The following is an 18,112-nucleotide window of genomic DNA, read 5'->3' as shown; positions in this document are numbered from 1 at the left end:
TATGAGTCAGGGTGTGTTTATTGAATAAGAGCTGTAGAAAGCAAGAGAGAGTCGAATGCCGAGTAACACCGTCGCCCAGTTCGCTGATGAACTGAAAATGCCCGCCAACGCGCTGCTTGAGCAGCTGCGTGGGGCAGGCATTGAACTGAAGTCGGTCGACGATGTCGTCACCGACGCGGACAAGGCGAAACTGCTTGAGTCGTTGCGCCGTTCCCACGGCGGCAGCGAGGGCAAGAAGATTACGCTTACACGCCGCCAAACCTCTGAAATCAGGCAAGCGGACGGCTCCGGCCGCTCGCGCACGATTCAGGTCGAAGTGCGCAAAAAGCGCGTATTCGTCAAGCGTGATCCAGCCGAGCTTGTTGCAGAGGCCGCTGCTGACCAAGACGAAGTCGTTGCGCAACCAGCCACGTCCGAATCTTCGTCCGCAACTGTTCCCGCGTCTGTGGCACCTGTCGCATCGGTATCTGGCGCACCTGCCTCTGCTGACAACGTGGTTGAGCCTACATCCGCTGATGCGGCTGTCAACGATGCGCCTAAAGCAGAAGAGCCCGTGCAGGCGTCTGAGCCCACAGCTTCCGAAAGCAAGCCTGAGCCTGTCGCCACCCAGCCATCTGAGCCCGTCGTCGCTACACCGTCGGTTGCCGATGGGTCCGTCCCGGCGACCGATCAGGCCCAGCCCGTTGCCAACGCTGACAGCGCGTCCGCCGAAAGCACCTCCGGTTCAACACCAGAGGTAGCAACGGCGTCTGCACCGTCGCCTGTGGCTGAAGATAAGCCAGCCCAGCAAGCAAAGCCGGTTGTGGCCGATTCGTCTGCCGCCCATACACCTGACAAAGACAATAAAGTGTCGCAAGACAAGCCCGCTACAGAATCCGCCAGTGCCGCCAAGCCTGCTGCAGCAAACCCGCGCAAGCAGAACGCTCGCAGAGCAGGTCCGCCCGTCAGTGCTGCGTCGGCCGTTGACCCAGACCGCGAGCGCGCACGTCGCGCTGCCGAGGCTGAGGCAGCGGCGCTACGCGAAATGCTCCATCGCCCACGCAAGGTGCTAAAAGCGCCGGAGCCAGAGGCCGGTGGTATTTCGGGTACGTTGCATAAACCTGCCGGTGCCAAGGGCGCCAAGAAAGACACCAAAACCACTGACGTCAAAAAAACCATCAAGGCAACCGAAGTTGCCTCGTCCTGGAACGACAGTGGGCGCAAGAAAGCACCCGCCAAGGTTGACGCACCTCCCGCAGCACCTAGTCGAGACGGCTGGCGTGCGGGCGCTGGCAAGGCCGGCAAAGGTGCCAAAGGCAAGGGTGCGCGCGGTCGAGGTCGCAACGCGCAGGTCGAGCGCAAAGAAATTCAGCCGGTCGAACTCATCGTGCGCGAAGTTCACGTGCCCGAAACCATTACTGTGGCCGATCTGGCCCACAAAATGGCGGTTAAGGCTTCCGAGGTCATCAAGCATCTTATGAAGCTTGGGCAAATGGTTACCATTAACCAGGTGCTCGACCAGGAAACGGCCATGATTTTGGTCGAAGAATTAGGGCACACTGCCATTGCAGCCAAGCTTGACGACCCTGAAGCCTTCCTCGACACTGTTGAAGGGCCCGAGGCTGAATCCCTGCCGAGAGCGCCAGTAGTTACCGTTATGGGTCACGTTGATCACGGTAAAACCTCGTTGCTTGACTTCATACGTCGCACCAAAGTGGCAACCGGTGAAGCCGGCGGCATTACCCAGCACATCGGCGCCTACAACGTCAAAACCGAACGTGGCATGGTTACGTTTCTTGACACCCCGGGTCACGAGGCTTTTACGGCCATGCGTGCGCGTGGTGCTAAGGCAACCGACATTGTCATTCTGGTGGTGGCATCCGACGACGGCGTCATGCCGCAAACCAAAGAAGCCATCCATCACGCCAAGGCTGCCAACGTGCCTATGGTCGTGGCAATTACCAAAATCGACAAGCCCGAGGGTAACCCCGAGCGCGTCAAGCAAGAACTGGTGGCTGAACAAGTCGTGCCAGAAGAGTACGGCGGTGACGTACCATTTATCGGTGTGTCCGCCAAAACCGGGCAGGGCATTGATGATTTGCTCGAAAACGTATTGCTTCAGGCTGAAATCCTCGAGCTCAAGGCACCTATCGACGCACCTGCCAAGGGTATTGTCATCGAAGCACGTCTTGACAAGGGACGTGGTCCGGTAGCAACCGTATTGGTGCAAAGCGGTACGCTGAATCGTGGCGACGCCTTGCTCGCTGGTGCCAGCTACGGTCGTGTGCGCGCCATGCTCAACGAGCTGGGCAAGCCTGTCAACAGTGCGGGCCCGTCCATGCCGGTCGAAATTCAGGGTCTTACCGAAGTGCCAGCGGCCGGGGACGAAGTCATCGTCATGTCTGACGACCGTAAAGCACGCGAAATCGCGCTTTTCCGCCAGGGCAAGTTCCGTGATGTCAAGCTGGCACGCCAGCAGGCAGCCAAACTCGAGTCCATGTTTGATAACCTGGGCGACGGCATGCAAACCCTTGCGCTCATCGTCAAAACTGACGTGCAGGGCTCGCAGGAGGCGCTGGTTAGTTCGCTGGTCAAGCTGTCTACTGACGAAGTGCGCGTGCAGGTCGTTCATGCTGCGGTCGGTGGCATCTCCGAAAGCGACGTCAACCTGGCCATTGCTTCCAACGCCGTTGTCATCGGGTTTAATGTACGTGCAGAGCTAAGCGCCAGAAAATTGGCCGAGCACAACGGTGTCGATCTCCGTTACTACAACATCATTTACGATGCGGTTGACGAAGTACGTAATGCCCTGTCAGGCATGCTGGCACCCGAAAAGCGCGAAGAAGTCATTGGTACAGCTGAGATCCGCGAGGTCTACAGCGTTTCCCGTATCGGCAATATCGCTGGTTGCATGGTTACTGATGGCTTTGTGCGTCGTGACGCGCAACTGCGCCTGTTGCGTAACCACGTTGTGCAGTGGACGGGTTCGCTCGAGTCGCTGCGCCGCTTCAAGGATGACGTCAAAGAGGTCAAGTCTGGCTTCGACTGTGGTCTTACCCTTAAAGGCAACAACGACATTCAGGTGGGTGACCAGCTCGAATTCTTCGAAATCAAAGAGATTGCCCGGACGCTATAAATCATGGGTAAACATAAATCCAGGCCCACTACGGGCCGCAACACCCGGCTGGCTGACCAGATTCAGAAGGATCTGGCCATCCTCATCCAACGCGAGCTAGATGTCTCGCGTGCTGGGCTTATTACGCTGACAGGTGTAGACCTTTCAGCCGACTACGCCCATGCCAAGGTATATTTCAGCGTCATGGGCGCCGAGCCCGAGGCCGCTACAGCCGCGCTTACCGAGAAAGCCGGATGGCTTCACTCATTGCTGTTCAAACTGCTGCACATTCATACGGTTCCCACGCTGCGATTCATTCACGATGACCAGCTTGCTCGTGGCCTTGCACTGTCGCAACTGATCGATCGGGCCAATCGCCCCGACGAGCCCTTCAAGCCCTCGGTTCCCGAGGACCCCGACGAACAGCCGTAAGGGCTGTCGTTTATATCAAGGACGTTTAAAACGATGGCTTCCCGACGCGGGCAGATGCTCGACGGTGTCCTGTTGCTGGACAAACCTGTAGGCCTGTCCAGCAATCACGCCCTGCAGCGCGCCAAGCGCGCGCTGGATGCACGCAAAGCAGGACACACAGGTACGCTCGATCCCTTTGCGACCGGGCTGTTGGTGTGCTGTCTGGGCCGTGCCACCAAAATCTCAAGCAAGATGCTTGAGGCTGATAAAACCTACGTGGCAACCGTGCAACTGGGCGAAGAAACCGACAGCGGCGATCTTACCGGCAATGTCGTGGCGACCACGCCACCAGAGGCCATAAACGTCGACGCCGAAACTTTCGAGGCGGCATTGGGGGCTTTCCGGGGTGAGATCGAGCAGATCCCGCCCATGTATTCAGCGCTCAAGCGAGATGGCAAGCCTTTGTACGAGTATGCGCGCCAGGGCATAGAACTTGAACGCGAGCCGAGAAAAATTTCTATTCACCGGCTCGACCTGCTGCGGTTTGAGGGTCTCGAGGCAGACATAGTCGTCGAGTGCAGCAAGGGCACCTACATACGCACGCTCGCCCAAGACATTGGCCGAGCGCTGGGTTGTCATGCTCACCTCAAGGCATTGCGACGTACCATCGTAGGGCCTTTTCGCCTCGATGATGCCGTCGCTCTGGAGGCCCTGCAGGCCATGCCCGACCCCAAAACCGTACTGATACCGCTGGACGCCTTGCCTGCAGGCCTGGCCCCCGCTTCTACCAAACAAGAGGAACCTTTATGAATCGCGCATTGCGTAATGTGGCCATTATTGCCCACGTCGATCACGGCAAGACTACGCTTGTCGACCAGCTTCTGCGTCAGTCCGGCACTTTCCGCGACAACCAGCACATTTCTGAACGTGTTATGGACTCAGGCGATATCGAACGTGAGCGCGGTATTACCATTCTGTCGAAGAACTGTGCGGTCCAATACGAAGGCACGCATATCAACATCATTGACACCCCGGGGCACGCTGACTTTGGTGGTGAAGTCGAGCGAGTGCTGTCCATGGTTGACGGCGTTGTGCTGCTAGTTGATGCCGTAGAAGGGCCTATGCCGCAAACGCGTTTCGTGACACGCAAAGCACTGGCGCTGGGCCTCAAGCCTATCGTGGTGGTCAACAAAATTGATCGTCCGGGCGCACGCCCTGATTTCGTCGTCAATGCAACCTTTGACCTTTTCGACAAGCTTGGCGCAACCGAAGAACAGCTTGATTTTCCGGTTATCTATGCATCCGGCCTGGCTGGTTACGCCGGGCTGACCGACACTGTGCGCGAAGGCAACATGCGCCCGCTGTTTGACACCATTCTCAACTACGTGCCCCAACGCGAAGATGATCCCGATGGTCCTCTGCAGATGCAGATTATTTCGCTGGACTACAGCTCGTACGTGGGCAAGATCGGCATTGGCCGTATTAATCGCGGTCGCCTCAGCCCTGGCCAAGACGTGATCGGGCAGTTTGGTCCTGATGCCAAGCCCTTTAAGGGCCGGGTCAACCAGGTGCTTAAGTTTCAAGGCCTGGAGCGTGTTCAGGTTGATGAAGCTTTGGCCGGCGATATTGTGCTGATCAATGGCTTGGAAGAAATCGGCATTGGCTGCACGCTGATGGATCCAAACCACCCCGACGCGCTGCCTATGCTGCGCATTGACGAACCTACCCTGTCCATGAACTTCATGGTCAATACGTCGCCACTGGCAGGGCGTGAGGGCAAGTTCGTAACCAGCCGTCAACTGCGCGACCGTCTTGACCGCGAACTCAAATCCAACGTGGCACTACGCGTTAAAGACACAGACGATGACAAGGTGTTTGAAGTCAGCGGGCGCGGCGAACTCCATTTGACGATTCTGATTGAAAACATGCGTCGCGAAGGCTACGAGCTGGCTGTTTCCCGCCCACGCGTTGTGTACAAAGAAGAAAATGGTGTCAAGCTTGAGCCGTACGAGCTGCTCACGGTAGACGTCGAAGACGGGCACCAGGGTGGTGTCATGGAAGAACTCGGCCGACGCAAGGGCGATCTGCTCGATATGGCGGCGGATGGTCGTGGTCGTACCCGCCTTGAGTACCGTATTCCTGCGCGTGGTCTTATCGGTTTTCAGGGTGAGTTCATGACGCTTACCCGCGGCACGGGGCTTATGAGTCACGTTTTTGACGATTATGCTCCTGTACGCGAAGGCGGCCTCGGCGAGCGTCGTAATGGCGTACTCATCAGCCAGGATAACGGCACGGCAGTAGCTTATGCATTATGGAAGCTGCAAGAACGTGGCCGTATGTTTGTGTCACCGCAAGACCCTGTGTATGAAGGCATGATTATCGGTATCCATAGTCGTGAAAATGACTTGGTGGTCAACCCCATCAAAGAAAAGAAGCTGACGAACGTGCGCTCATCGGGTAAAGATGAGCACATTGACTTGGTTACGCCTATACAGCTTACATTGGAGTACGCCGTCGAGTTCATTTCAGATGATGAGCTGGTCGAAGTAACGCCCAAGTCTATGCGTCTGCGCAAGCGCTATTTGCAAGAGCATGAGCGTCGCCGCGCATCTCGCGAAGATTAGTAACATCGAGTCGTAGCAGGGCAGGTTGTTGAAAATCGCCTGTCGTAGAACAAAAAGCTATCCCGTGGCTACTGAGCCGCACCTGAAACTTGGAATGGTATCCAGCTTTTAGGGTGCAGTTCACCACGGGATGGCTTTTTTAGTTTCAGAAATACTTGTTTGCTTCGATAAATACTCGGCTCTTCTCAGCCGCAAATAACATATCATTGCTGCGTACACGCTGATGCGACCAGGTTAGCCTGGGCGTTAGCCCGCTATGATTGATGCGCTGATGCCATAGTGACAGTGATATGCCATGCAGCGTATCGCGTCTGCGCAAGCCCTGGCTGAACAAGGTCGGGCCGTTATAGAGGCGGGTACCGGTGTTTGCAATAACAACTGTGCCCAGACCAGAAGGCCAGTGTCTTTCCCACTGTGCCCGCAGGCTGGCCTGATGGAACCTGTCGTTGCTGTCACGAGTGTCTGTTTTGGCATAAAGCTCATGGCCAATCTGCCAGTAGTAGCCGGCGCCTGGCTGGTAGGCCAGTGACAGGCCGGCTAGAAAACTAGTGTGGTCAAGATGTTGACGCTCACGATGGCGCTGGCGGCTATATTCTGCGAGTGTGCGTGTCTGCCATCGAGATGACCATGCCTCATGCCATTGCACTTGTGCCCCCATGCTTTGCGAATAGGCGCTGCCCCCAAACCACCGATACTGTATGAAAGGGCTGAAGCTCAGTGATTTGCCCTGCCTGGCCACGCCTATGCCCGGGGCAAGTTGGGTGGTGAAGTTGCTATAACGTGAATGACGGGCATATTGTCTACCTTCGGTCGTAATGCCTAGTGCGTAAAACGCACCATGCAGCAACGGCCATTTTTTTTCGAGTGCTACCTGGTAACCCAGGCCTCGGTCTCGCAATGGTGCGTCGAAGGTCCAGTTGCCTGCGCGTCGGAGCGCAGGTGCATTGTTTATATTGTCTTCAGTTAGCAATTGCACCGCGGCATGAAACCGCCATTGGTCACGCGCCTGCAAACGCTGGTGCAGGCCGGCGTACCGCTTTTGCAGGCCGCTGTCTAGCTCGGCGTTTTGCAGAAGGTTCAGCTGTTCTGCTGCCGCCTTGTGTTGGTAATTGTCTGCAAGGGTTTCGGCAAGCTGCATGCGTACACCGTGCGCGTCGGGCACCTGGGCCAGAAGCTGGGTGTAATGCTGTACAGCAGTATTGTGGCGACCTTGTAGGCGAGCATGGATAGCCCTCGCGTATTGAAGTAAAACGGGATCAGGGTTGGCGGATTTCTCATACACGGGCAAAAGCACCACAATACCGGCCGTGTTGTCAGAGCGCATGGCAGACACCATGGCACGTCGCAACACGTCTGGGTTGGCCAGCAGCGTCGCCTCATCCACCTCTAGGACTGCGGTATCTACGCCGTGTGTAAGCGTGGCGGGTGTGTCGTGTTTGATTTGGTATGGCGAGTTCATTGAAGGTAACTCTTCTGGCCAGATGATGGCCGGCGCAGCTAGTGGTTTGTCGTTGGCGCGGGCGTGCATCGTTAACATTACCAGGCACGCCGTGCCCGCAAACTGGATAGCGAGGTTTTTCATGTACGGGGGGCAGAGCATGGTGTCACTGTGTATTGGTTGTACGCCCCGCTCATCAATACTTGATCTCAAGATTGAGGGTGTAATTGCGACCAGGTGCGGCAAGCGCCAGATAGTTGCTGCCCAGCACACTGTTGCCTATAGGTTCGAACGTCGCCTGACGCGCCGACTCCCAGGTTACATAGCGGTAGTTGAAAAGGTTGTACACCCCTATGCGTAGCGTGACGTAGTTATTGAACCGGTAATGGCCGCTCACGTCGGTTACCAGCCACTTGGGTGTTAGGATTGCCGTCTTGCGATCCCCAATATATTTCATGCCCCCGGTTACCGACTCTTGGGTTAGCTCTGCCGGTTTTTTGGGGCCTGAATAGGTCGTTTTGATGGCCACCCCCCAGCCTTCGTCGGGTGCGATGTATTCCAGGCCGTAGACAAGGCGCAGAGGCTGGAGCATGTCGAGGGCATAGCTGCTGGCGCTCTGGAAGTTGGGGTTGCGGGGAGAGACGCCGTCCTGTCGGACATGGCTGAGGGCCAGCATGGCCTGGAGCCCGTCTGGCATTTTTTGCCATAGTTGGTGTAGATCAAGCTGGGTTTTTAGGGTAAAGCCTTTTGTTTTTACCGACTGAAGGTTGTAATACATGATGTGGCCTTCAGGGTAGCCAAGCTCAGGCTTGGGTAGGCCAGTATCGATCAGGTGTTTGTAGTCGGCAAAAAAATAGCTGGCAGATGCCGTGCCGTAACGACTATCGGCATGGATGCCGAATTCATGGGTATGCGATTTTTCAGCCTTGAGCCAGGGCTGGGGTAAGCGCTCACCCCTTCTGTTAAACGACGGCCCAAGCATTTCGCCCGCCGTGGGTACGCGAAACCCGCTGCTCGCCTTGTAGGCCAGGTCAATAGTATTGCTGAGCTTGTACACCAGCCCAAGATCCCACGAGTAATTGGCATAGGGTTTGTTCTGCAAGCCGGTTTTTCCTGACCAAATTGTGCTGCTCTGCGTCGTGTCAAAGATGTTGTGCGCGGCACTGAAGACATGATGATCGTAACGACCACCCAGGCCGAGCGTCCATCGGTTGCCAAGCTCGACCGTGTCATGAAATGCCAGATAAAAATGTCGTCCTTTGATGGGGCTGCTGTGGTATTGCTGTGTATAACTTGAAAAATGTTGCTTGATCACGCCATCTGCTGCATCTAGTTCGCTGTACGCGTGTTGGCTGATGTCGTGATCTGAAATGCGCGTTTTGCTGTGATCCACGCCGGCATTTAGGCGCAGTGTGTGTGACCGAGCCAGTTGAAATGATTTGTTTGACACAACATCAATACGCGTAAGGGTCTGCGTGTAGTTTGTGCTTAGATGGTGAGTTCGGCTGCCTGTTTTGCCCAGAGTGCTTGCGCAATTGGGGTCAGCGAGCGGGTAGGGCGAACAATTAAGGCTGCGAGCGGCGCTATTAAGCCTAATATGTTGTTTGTCTACACGCAGATGCAGGTCGTCTGCCCAGCCTTGCGCATCATGTGGAACAAATCTGTATTCGGCACCCAGGCGTCGGTACGTATGCTGGTCTCGGTAGTATCTTGTAGGCGTGTACTGAAACTCCGCCAGGTTGCCTGAGGGTCGGTAAATGCTATCTTGCTCCATGTTGGACCAGTAGTTGCGCCCAAACATGTCGCGTATGTCATAGTGCTGCACCGTCTGCTCAACAATTAGCCCGGCATAATGTCCGGGCGCAACGTGGTAGCCGGCCCGGGAAAGCCACGAATCGCTTTTGTATTTCATGGGGTTGGGTACTTTTCGGTCAGGCCCCGAAATATCTTTGGCCGAGAGCGCCTCAGACATTTGGCCGTTGCCATCAAGGCGGTACCGTTGGATTTCGCCGCCCCCGTGGCGATAAATATCTTTGTGCGAACGTATTTCGTGGCCTCGCCTAAGGGTGTGTTGTATCAGGCCTTCAAACGGGCCTGAGCGCCCACCTGCGCCCAGCGTTTGAGCCGTACGCCCGTCTTTTTCGGTGTAGGTGGTTTTGCTGGTAATGCCCCAGTTTCGTGCGCCATGAATAAAATCATCGACCTCTTTGGTCTGCATGATGACAGCGCCCCCCAGCGCACCACTGCCGGCGAGCACCGAGCTGGAGCCCTGAGACAGCTCAACCGATTTTAGGTTTTCGAACTCGACCTCGTTCTGGGCGCCGCTGCTGCGCCCTTGGCCCGCGCCCAACCTACCAAAACCTTGCCGTTGAAAGGTCTGCGCCTGCGCCATACCGTCTACGGTTACTGCCACCCGGTCTCTGTCAACGCCACGCATAGAAAAGCCACTTGATGTGCCACGCCCGCCTGATTCGTTGACGGCGATGCCCGGATCGTAGCGCAAAAGATCGCGTATGCCGACAACTTGATCGTGAGCGAGATCTTCATGCGTTTTCTGGGTTTTGCCCAGGCCGGTAACATCGTCGCCTTGCGTGGCTTCACCTTGAACGGTAACGGTGCTCAGGGTTTGGATGCTTTTGCTTTTGTCGGCTGCAACGGCCAGCAATGGTGTGCCGGCAAGTGCGAGCAGGGCGAGAGAGGATCGGGTTGGGGACAGGCGAGGATGAGCCATGGTTGTATAAAGTATCTGAAAGAATTAACTTGTTACATTAGGTGTGGTAGCTGCACTAACCACGATGTGTTCTTCAGTAAGCGATTTAGGGGGTATGAGCAGCGGGCGGCACAATAATTTGTTGTTTGGCGCCAAACACGCCGCCGAAACTTTGGTCTTTATTGACAAAATGCCCGGCCAGTTCGTTAGCGTGTGGCCCGAAGAATGCCCCTGAAACAGTGCTGCTGCCGGTGATTCTGGCGTCGGGCGAAATGCCGACTGCCTGCGGGTCGGCGGTAAGCCCACCTTTGATACTGGCAGTGCCTTCGAAGCGGTTGCCGACGATGGTGGCGGTGACATCGATTGCGTCAGCGCCCGATCGGCCTTGCAGGTTTCCAGAAAGTGTTCTGCTGGCAAAGTCTGCGGTGAATCGGGCTTCGTTCTCACTGCTGCGGGCGACATAAGCCTGGCCTTGTGGGGCTCGACCAAATGCCATCCACCGGCCCTTGTAGCTGGCGGTTCCGGTAACTGGCACCTGATCGCGGGCCGTAAGGTGGCCATGGGCGAAATACAGCAGCGTAATGTCGTTGGCGTTGCCCGCCGTGCTGCTAAGCAGGCCTGTTTGCATAAACTGAAACTTGGGTTCAATGCAGCAGACTTCGCCGTCTTGAGCGGCGACCTGTGTAAGGTCGAAGACTTCACCCTTGAACTTGAGTGTTTTAATGTCGCCAGAGAACGGAATAGTATGAAGACCCTGGATTACGTTGGTGTCGGGCGCGTGTTCGGAGCCATCTGCCTGCAGCACGCTGGCATACGTGGTGGGTTCACCCTGAACAATATCGTTGGCAGTGGTTTGCCTGGCAGCAAATACCGCAACGGCCCGGCGTTGCTGCCCTTCGAGATGGCCGCCAAGTTCTGCGGCATTTGGGCCAAAAAAACTGCCTGACACGGAGGCCGTTTCCTGGATACCGCTGTAGCTTTCGGGTGTGGCTTTGCCGCTAAAACCCGCCCCGGAAATATCGGCTGTAATGGTGTAGCCTTGGCGCCGCTCACCATTATTTCCGTGCAATGTACCGCGCATTTTGCGGTCGGAAAAGTCTACGGTAAAGTTTGCATGGCTGGCATTGAGCAGGTTGCCGTTGTAGCCGTTGTTGGTGTCGTTGTACAGGGTTTCGAGAGCGCGCTCCCAGTAGCCGTCATAGTTGGCCGTGCCCGATACCGGCATGGCCTCGGGGGTTTCTGACCCTTTGTAGAAAAGGTTGACCAGTGTTTTGTCGTACCTGTCGTCACCGGCTATATCTACAACACCGACTTTGGTGTAGTTGAACGCTGCTACTTTGAGCAGGCTGCGATCATGTTCGATAAGTGTGTAATGACCGTCAGTATTGCCGCTTACATATTCGCTGTAGTCGGCCGCGTTGGGGCGCGACTTCCACTCGTGGGCGTCAAGGCTTATGAGCGTGGCCTGGGCCGTATCACTGCCCGTTAGCGGGTAAGCATAGTACGCCAGCGTGTCAAAACTTGGCGTTGTATCAATGGTGGCCCGCGACAGATCGACGTGCTGGGCATCAAGGCTGGTGAGCACGATAAAGGGCTCTGCCGCAGAAAACCCATACACGTGCTGTTCGGGCGCCGGGCGCATGAGGTCTTCAATAACCTTGTCTATTTCTTTGGGGCGATTTAGCTCCCAGGTGTTGACTTCGATGGGAGGGGCTACTGGCTGGGTTTCGAAACTGCCACCGGTGGCGCACGCAGTGCAGAACACGGCCGCGGACGAGCTTAGTGCAAGCCTGCAAGCAGATAATGGCATTGAATAACGGCTCATTAAGATATTCAGTAAGTTGCAAGATATGCAATTTTAATGATATCGATAATGATTCTTAATAACCGTTGTCAATTCTACCTACAGGTTTCTGGCGCTCAAGCGGGCACCAACCAAGGGCAGAACGCGCGTGAGCAGGCGGTGTGCCCCTGGCAGCAAGATACAGGTTACTGAAGTATGAAGGGCCGTCCTGTGACCGGTGTCGTGGCAACGGCCAGATCTTGCTCGGCCATGATGCCCGCTTCCCAGCCTTTACGGCCCGCCTCGATGGCCAGTTTAAAGGCCTCAGCCATGAGTACCGGGTTATGGGAACGCGATACGGCCGAATTCAACAGCACGGCGTCAAAGCCTAGCTCCATGGCCTGGGCTGCATCCATGGGCGATCCGATGCCAGCATCGATGACGAGAGGCACATCGGGCAAGCGGTTGCGCAGGGTTTGCAGGGCGTACGGGTTTATAAGCCCTTGGCCTGATCCTATGGGGGCTCCCCATGGCATCAGAATGCGGCAACCTACATCAAGCAGGCGCTGACACGTGACCAGGTCATCGGTGCAATAGGGAAATACCTCAAACCCTTCTTTGACGAGTTCTTCGGCGGCGCGCACCAGCTCGAATGGATCTGGCTGCAGCGTGTACTCGTCACCAATCACTTCAAGCTTGAGCCATGTCGTGTCGAACAGCTCTCGAGCCATATGGGCAAGCGCAATGGCTTCATTGGCGGTATGGCAGCCGGCAGTGTTGGGCAGCAGGTGGGCACCGCTTTGCTTGATCAGCCCGTAGAAAGACTGGCCTCCCGCCAGTGCTGACACACCCTGTTGCGCCATCTGGCGCTTGAGCGATACGGTAACGACCTGAGAGCCCGATGCTTTGATGGCTTGTTCGAGAACCAATGGGGAAGGGTAGCCTGCGGTACCCAGAAAAAAACGGCTTTCCAGCTCGATGCCGGCAATAGACCACGGCATGATGGCTAGCCTCCGGTGATGGGTTCAAAAGTTGTGATGGCGTCTTGGTCGTTCAGTGCATGGTCTGCCCGGGCCTGCCGTGCGACATGTTTGCCATTGACGGCGGTGGCTATGGGCGCGTCGGCATTGTCGACGTCTGGCACCAGGGCACGCAAGGCGTCGGCCAGGCTTACGCCCGCAGAAACCGTGTGTGGTTGGCCATTGAGTGTGATAGTAATGGTGCTCACTGATTATGCTCGAAGTGATAAATCGTGTTCAGAAAAATGTGCCAGCGCATCATCGACCACGGCGGGGGCAATAAGCCATCCGTGTCGGAATAGGCCGTTGATACGCGTGAGGCCAGCTTCGTGTTCGATGCGAGGCAGGTTGTCGACCAACGCTGGCCGCAAGTTGGTTTCAGTATGGACCAGGCGCGCCTCCGCAAGTGCAGGGATCACGCTATGGGCCGCTGCCAGTAATTCTACCGTGCTGCGCAGTGATACGGGGGATCGATCCTCGCTTTCTATTTCGGTCGCGCCTACCACGACCATATCGCCCCGTCTTGGGACCATGTATACGCAGTGGCGGGGGTGCATCAGCCTTACTGGCCTGTTTAACTGCACGCCCGGTGCATGGAGCCAGAAAATCTCGCCGCGCACACCTCGGACATTTTGGCACGCCACAGCGTTATCCGGCTGATAGCCTGAAGCAGGCCTGGCACCCGTGCCACGCACATCGAATACATGGTCAAACTGCCAGGTCTGTGCACCGGTACCCAGCTGGCCCGGTGCGATGTCGGTAATGGTGGTGCCCCAGTGCCAGTCGGCGCTGGCTGCGGCCAAATAAAGGCCTTCCATGGCTTCAACGGTATTCAGGTGGCCTTCGTTGGGCAATAGCCAGGCCAGCGAGGGGCCGTGTATGTCTGGCTCAAGCTCCGCCAGCTTGGCAGTGGTTAGTGTCTGTGGCTTGTGCGCTTCAGGGGCCTTGCTGTTGAGCAGACTGATGGTGCGCTGTGCCGCCCCACTGTCATGCCGGTGGGCCAGCATCAGGCTGCCTTTGGTTGACAATGACACCTGGATTGGCAGGCTGGGTATGATTTGTGACCAGCGTTCTATGGAGCGCAGGCCATACTGAAATACATTGAGGTCGGCGCATTCGAGTTCTGCCGTGGGGCTGAGCATGCCTGCCGCGGTCCAGCCCGCTGCGCCGCGCGCGGTGGCACTGTTGGCAGGGTCAAATACGCTGACTTGGTGGCCTTGTTGGGTCAGAATGAGCGTGAGTAGCCGGCCCAGAAGCCCAGCCCCGGCGATGCCGATTTTCATTGATGTATTACCTGATGTGATTGGGGACGACGGTTGAATCACGTCGAAACGCGCCCAGCCGAAGTTGGCAAGTATGCCTGCAGAATTTATGCCTGGGGTACGAATTAGTCAAATAGACGCCAATTTGCAGGCAATGGCCCTAAAGCCAGTGCGGTCTTACGTGGTGCCGTGCTTAACGTGGCGTAACCGTTAAAGGCGTCGTCCACAGACACACCATGGCCTTATGTACGGCCCGATCTGCGCTGCCAGTTCTTTAGGCATGGATAGCTGGTTTTCCTTGTATTGTGTATAGACAACGTCGCGCACTATTTTGCCTTTTGAACCGCAAGCGCAGGCTGGGGCTATTCGGGCAGAGCCGGAGCGATGTCTCGCTGTTGTGCGAACTCTGTGCAGAAGGCTTCTATTTTGTGCATGGCGACATCAACATCGTCGGTGATGGTGAGCAGATCGAGGTCGTTGGGGCCGATAAGTTTCAGGCTGAGCAAGTGCTCGCGTACCCACTGAATAAGGCCGGCCCAGAACTCGGTGCCGATCAGAATAATGGGCGCAGGCGGTACCTTGCGGGTTTGCACCAGCGTCATCACCTCGAACAGTTCGTCTAAGGTACCGAAACCGCCAGGCAGGGCGATGTAGGCCGCGCTGTGCATAAAGAAAGTGGCTTTGCGCGAATAAAAATAGTCAAAATTGAGGCTGTGGGTTTGAAAACGATTATTGCTGCTCTCGCGTGGCAGCTTTATATTGAGCCCAACGCTATTGCCACCCGCTTCATAAGCCCCCTTGTTGACGGCCTCCATGATGCCTGGGCCGCCACCGGCAATAACCGTTAGGCCAATGCCAGCCAAACGACGGCCTATTTCTTCGCTGAGTGCATAATAGGGGGAATCTGGAGGGAGCCGCGCGCTGCCAAACACACTGACGGCCCAGCCGATTTCTTTAAGTGTTTCGGCAGCCTGTGTCATCTCTGACATAATCCCCGGGATCTGCTGCGATGCCGGCGTTTGGAAAATTTTACTTATTGTCATGAAAAAAACCTTGTTACTTGTTGATGGTTCCAGTTATCTGTACAGAGCCTTTCACGCCATGCCAGACCTGCGCAATGCGAAAGGCGAACCTACTGGCGCCCTCTATGGTGTCATCTCTATGTTACGGAGACTGGTTCAGGATTACAAGGCAGATTACGCGGCTTGCATTTTCGATGCAAAAGGCAAAACGTTTCGCGACGATATCTACCCGCAGTACAAAGAGAACCGGCCGTCCATGCCTGAAGAGCTGGCAGCGCAAATTGAGCCCATACACAAGGCTGTCGCGGCCATGGGCTGGCCCGTCCTGACTGTACCCGGTGTCGAGGCCGATGATATTATCGGCACGCTGGCGTGCCGCGCTGCCGCTGAGGGCGTACACACTATTATTTCGACGGGTGACAAAGACATCGCGCAATTGGTGAATGAGCATGTCGAGCTGGTTAACACCATGAGCGGCGAGCGGCAAGACATCGAGGGCGTGAAGCTCAAGTTTGGGGTTTCGCCTTCGCAGATCGTAGACTATCTTATGTTAGTGGGCGATACCGTTGATAATGTGCCCGGGGTGGACAAAGTCGGGCCCAAAACGGCTGCCAAATGGCTGGGGCAGTTTGGTGACCTTAATACTCTGGTCGAGCAGGCCGACACCATCAAGGGTGTGGCAGGTCAGAATTTGCGCGCTGCCATTCCCAATTTTCCCATGACGCGCGATCTGATCACGATCAAAACCGATTGCGATATTCCAGGCCTGGCCGATGGGCTTGATTCATTGGTGCCCACAGAGGTTGACAGACAGCAGTTGATTCAGCTTTTTGAAGAGTATGGTTTTCGTACGTGGTTGCGCGAGCTCTCCGGTGACCCGGAACGGGTGCCCGAACAAGATGCCAGGGCTCCCGTGCAGGCGCCTGAGGCGCCTGAAGAACTGCGCTATGAAACGGTGCTTGATACCGAGGCGCTTGAGCGCTGGGTGTCGCGCCTGGGCGAAGGCAAGCTTGTTGCGCTCGATACCGAAACCACGTCGCTCGATCCCATGTGCGCACGTCTGGTTGGGTTGTCGTTGTCGGTCGAACCGGGTGAGGCGTGCTACATACCCGTGGCACATCGCGGGCCTGATCAGGTTACACAGTTATGCAAGCAGATGGTGCTTGAGCGTTTAAAAGACTGGCTTGAAGACGATGCAGCGCCCAAGTTGCTGCACAATGCCAAATACGATGCACATGTGTTTCTCAATGAAGACATCAAGCTGGCGGGCGTTGTAGAGGACACCATGCTGCAGGCGTATGTGCTTGAGTCGCATCGACGCGTCAACATGCAAGAGCTTGCCGAACGCTGGCTCGGGCGCATTGGCACACCCTATGAGGCCTTGTGCGGCAAGGGCGCCAAACAAATTTGTTTCGACGAGGTCGAGGTCGAAAAAGCGTCGTTTTATGCGTGCGAAGACGCAGACTTCACCATGCAGCTTCATCGCGTCTTACGCCCCAAAGTAGCGGCTGAGCCGGGGCTTGAATCTACCTATCTGCTCGAAATAAAAGCGTCGGCAGTGCTTACCACCATCGAGTACAACGGTGTGCGTATCGATGCCGACCTGCTGGTCAAGCAAAGCCAGGAGATCGGCAAACAACTGCACGACCTCGAGCAGAAAGCCTATGAGCTTGCAGGCCAGCCGTTCAACTTGAACTCACCCAAGCAGCTGGGCGAAATTCTGTTTCAGCGCATGGAGCTACCCGTCGTGCGCAAAACAGCAAGTGGCGCCCCCTCTACCGATGAAGACGTGCTCAGCAAGCTGGCGCGTGATTACCCACTGCCCGCATTGCTGTTGGAGTACCGTGGGTTGGCAAAGCTTAAGTCCACCTATACCGACAAGCTCCCAAAAATGATTAACCCGACAACGGGCAGGGTGCACACACGTTATGCCCAGGCGGCGGTGATTACCGGACGGCTGGCCTCTTCAGACCCAAATCTGCAAAACATCCCCGTACGCACGCCCGAAGGTCGTCGTGTGCGCGCGGCTTTTGTGGCACGTCCAGGCGGCAGCATAATATCGGCTGACTATTCGCAGATTGAGCTGCGTGTCATGGCCCATGTTTCGGGTGATAAAAACTTGCGGCAAGCGTTCGAGCGGGGTGATGACATTCACCGCGCCACGGCGTCACAAGTGTTTGGTGTTACGCAAGCAGAGGTTTCGTCGGAGCAGCGGCGCGCCGCCAAAGCCATTAACTTTGGTCTTATCTATGGCATGGGCGAGTTTGGTCTGGCGGCCAATCTGGGTATTACCCGTGACGCGGCCCGGGCTTATATCGACCGGTATTTTGCACGTTACCCGGGGGTTGCGTCCTACATGGAGCAGACCAAGGCCAAGGCGCATGATCAGGGGTATGTCGAAACCGTGTTCGGGCGGCGGCTGTGGCTGCCTGAAATGCGTGGTGCCAAAGGGCCGCGTCAAAAAGCGGCAGAACGCGCCGCCATTAACGCCCCCATGCAGGGTACCGCGGCTGATCTCATCAAAATGGCTATGATCGCCGTGCAAGAGTGGATAACAGCGCAAAAGCTGCAGGCTCTGCTTATTATGCAAGTGCATGACGAATTGGTACTTGATGTACCGGCCAACGAGGTTGATATCGTGACGGAGCAGCTGCCGGGCCTTATGTGTAATGTTGCTCAGTTGGCCGTGCCACTTGTGGCCGAGGTTGGTGTCGGGCCTGACTGGGAACAGGCCCACTAAGCCTCACCT

Annotated in this window: 12 protein-coding genes; 5 read left to right on the top strand and 7 right to left on the bottom strand. The window is 56.3% G+C overall.

The features are described from left to right. The first annotated feature begins 55 nt into the window (after positions 1 to 55). Genes infB through typA form a run of 4 tightly spaced genes read left to right on the top strand, consistent with a single transcriptional unit; the run spans position 56 to position 6,129 of the window. Positions 56 to 3,115, top strand: coding sequence for a translation initiation factor IF-2 (infB, locus tag FQ179_RS21345; protein WP_149399648.1), 3,060 nt, complete (start codon positions 56 to 58; stop codon positions 3,113 to 3,115). 3 nt (positions 3,116 to 3,118) lie between these two features. Then, the gene (rbfA, locus tag FQ179_RS21340; protein ID WP_149399646.1) at positions 3,119 to 3,526 is read left to right on the top strand and encodes a 30S ribosome-binding factor RbfA; all 408 of its coding nucleotides are present in this window, start codon (positions 3,119 to 3,121) and stop codon (positions 3,524 to 3,526) included. Positions 3,527 to 3,559: 33 nt separating this feature from the next. After that, complete coding sequence (gene truB, locus FQ179_RS21335) at positions 3,560 to 4,315, top strand: tRNA pseudouridine(55) synthase TruB (protein ID WP_149399644.1); 756 nt, start codon at positions 3,560 to 3,562, stop codon at positions 4,313 to 4,315. Continuing rightward, entirely contained in the window at positions 4,312 to 6,129 is a 1,818-nt protein-coding gene (typA, locus tag FQ179_RS21330; protein ID WP_149399642.1) for a translational GTPase TypA, read from the top strand. Before truB ends, typA begins: the two co-directional genes overlap by 4 nt. Before the next feature lie 145 nt (positions 6,130 to 6,274). Here typA and FQ179_RS21325 read toward each other — a convergent pair whose 3' ends face one another. The 7 genes from FQ179_RS21325 to FQ179_RS21295 form a co-directional block, all read right to left on the bottom strand. Continuing rightward, positions 6,275 to 7,666: a porin family protein gene (locus tag FQ179_RS21325; RefSeq protein ID WP_188074686.1), complete on the bottom strand. Its 1,392-nt coding sequence runs from the start codon at positions 7,664 to 7,666 to the stop codon at positions 6,275 to 6,277. A gap of 97 nt (positions 7,667 to 7,763) precedes the next feature. Then, entirely contained in the window at positions 7,764 to 10,298 is a 2,535-nt protein-coding gene (locus FQ179_RS21320) for a TonB-dependent hemoglobin/transferrin/lactoferrin family receptor (protein ID WP_149399638.1), read from the bottom strand. A gap of 85 nt (positions 10,299 to 10,383) precedes the next feature. Next, positions 10,384 to 12,087 (bottom strand): transferrin-binding protein-like solute binding protein, encoded by a 1,704-nt coding sequence (locus FQ179_RS21315; protein ID WP_188074685.1) that lies wholly within the window; start codon positions 12,085 to 12,087, stop codon positions 10,384 to 10,386. Positions 12,088 to 12,266: 179 nt separating this feature from the next. Then, complete coding sequence (locus tag FQ179_RS21310; protein ID WP_149399634.1) at positions 12,267 to 13,061, bottom strand: thiazole synthase; 795 nt, start codon at positions 13,059 to 13,061, stop codon at positions 12,267 to 12,269. Between the two features lie 5 nt (positions 13,062 to 13,066). Beyond that, positions 13,067 to 13,288 carry a MoaD/ThiS family protein gene (locus FQ179_RS21305; RefSeq protein WP_149399632.1) on the bottom strand — a complete coding sequence of 74 codons (222 nt, stop codon included), beginning with the start codon at positions 13,286 to 13,288 and terminating at the stop codon, positions 13,067 to 13,069. 3 nt (positions 13,289 to 13,291) lie between these two features. Further along, positions 13,292 to 14,362 carry an FAD-dependent oxidoreductase gene (locus FQ179_RS21300; protein WP_149399630.1) on the bottom strand — a complete coding sequence of 357 codons (1,071 nt, stop codon included), beginning with the start codon at positions 14,360 to 14,362 and terminating at the stop codon, positions 13,292 to 13,294. Positions 14,363 to 14,703: 341 nt separating this feature from the next. Continuing rightward, complete coding sequence (locus FQ179_RS21295) at positions 14,704 to 15,330, bottom strand: TIGR00730 family Rossman fold protein (RefSeq protein ID WP_180119117.1); 627 nt, start codon at positions 15,328 to 15,330, stop codon at positions 14,704 to 14,706. A gap of 52 nt (positions 15,331 to 15,382) precedes the next feature. Here FQ179_RS21295 and polA point away from each other — a divergent pair, with 52 nt between their 5' ends. Beyond that, positions 15,383 to 18,103, top strand: a complete 2,721-nt coding sequence (gene polA, locus FQ179_RS21290) for a DNA polymerase I (RefSeq protein ID WP_149399626.1) — start codon at positions 15,383 to 15,385, stop codon at positions 18,101 to 18,103. Positions 18,104 to 18,112: the final 9 nt, after the last annotated feature.

Origin of the sequence: Pusillimonas sp. ANT_WB101 (assembly GCF_008369125.1) — a bacterium.
Lineage (GTDB): Bacteria > Pseudomonadota > Gammaproteobacteria > Burkholderiales > Burkholderiaceae_B > Allopusillimonas.
This window is presented reverse-complemented; position numbering and strand designations above follow the sequence as displayed.

Coding starts and splice junctions, on each gene's coding strand:
- FQ179_RS21295 (WP_180119117.1), bottom strand. CDS start 15,330: ATGTCAGAGATGACACAGGCTGCCGAAACACTTAAAGAAATCGGCTGG.
- FQ179_RS21320 (WP_149399638.1), bottom strand. CDS start 10,298: ATGGCTCATCCTCGCCTGTCCCCAACCCGATCCTCTCTCGCCCTGCTC.
- rbfA (WP_149399646.1), top strand. CDS start 3,119: ATGGGTAAACATAAATCCAGGCCCACTACGGGCCGCAACACCCGGCTG.
- infB (WP_149399648.1), top strand. CDS start 56: ATGCCGAGTAACACCGTCGCCCAGTTCGCTGATGAACTGAAAATGCCC.
- truB (WP_149399644.1), top strand. CDS start 3,560: ATGGCTTCCCGACGCGGGCAGATGCTCGACGGTGTCCTGTTGCTGGAC.
- polA (WP_149399626.1), top strand. CDS start 15,383: ATGAAAAAAACCTTGTTACTTGTTGATGGTTCCAGTTATCTGTACAGA.
- FQ179_RS21315 (WP_188074685.1), bottom strand. CDS start 12,087: ATGCCATTATCTGCTTGCAGGCTTGCACTAAGCTCGTCCGCGGCCGTG.
- typA (WP_149399642.1), top strand. CDS start 4,312: ATGAATCGCGCATTGCGTAATGTGGCCATTATTGCCCACGTCGATCAC.
- FQ179_RS21325 (WP_188074686.1), bottom strand. CDS start 7,666: ATGTTAACGATGCACGCCCGCGCCAACGACAAACCACTAGCTGCGCCG.
- FQ179_RS21310 (WP_149399634.1), bottom strand. CDS start 13,061: ATGCCGTGGTCTATTGCCGGCATCGAGCTGGAAAGCCGTTTTTTTCTG.
- FQ179_RS21300 (WP_149399630.1), bottom strand. CDS start 14,362: ATGAAAATCGGCATCGCCGGGGCTGGGCTTCTGGGCCGGCTACTCACG.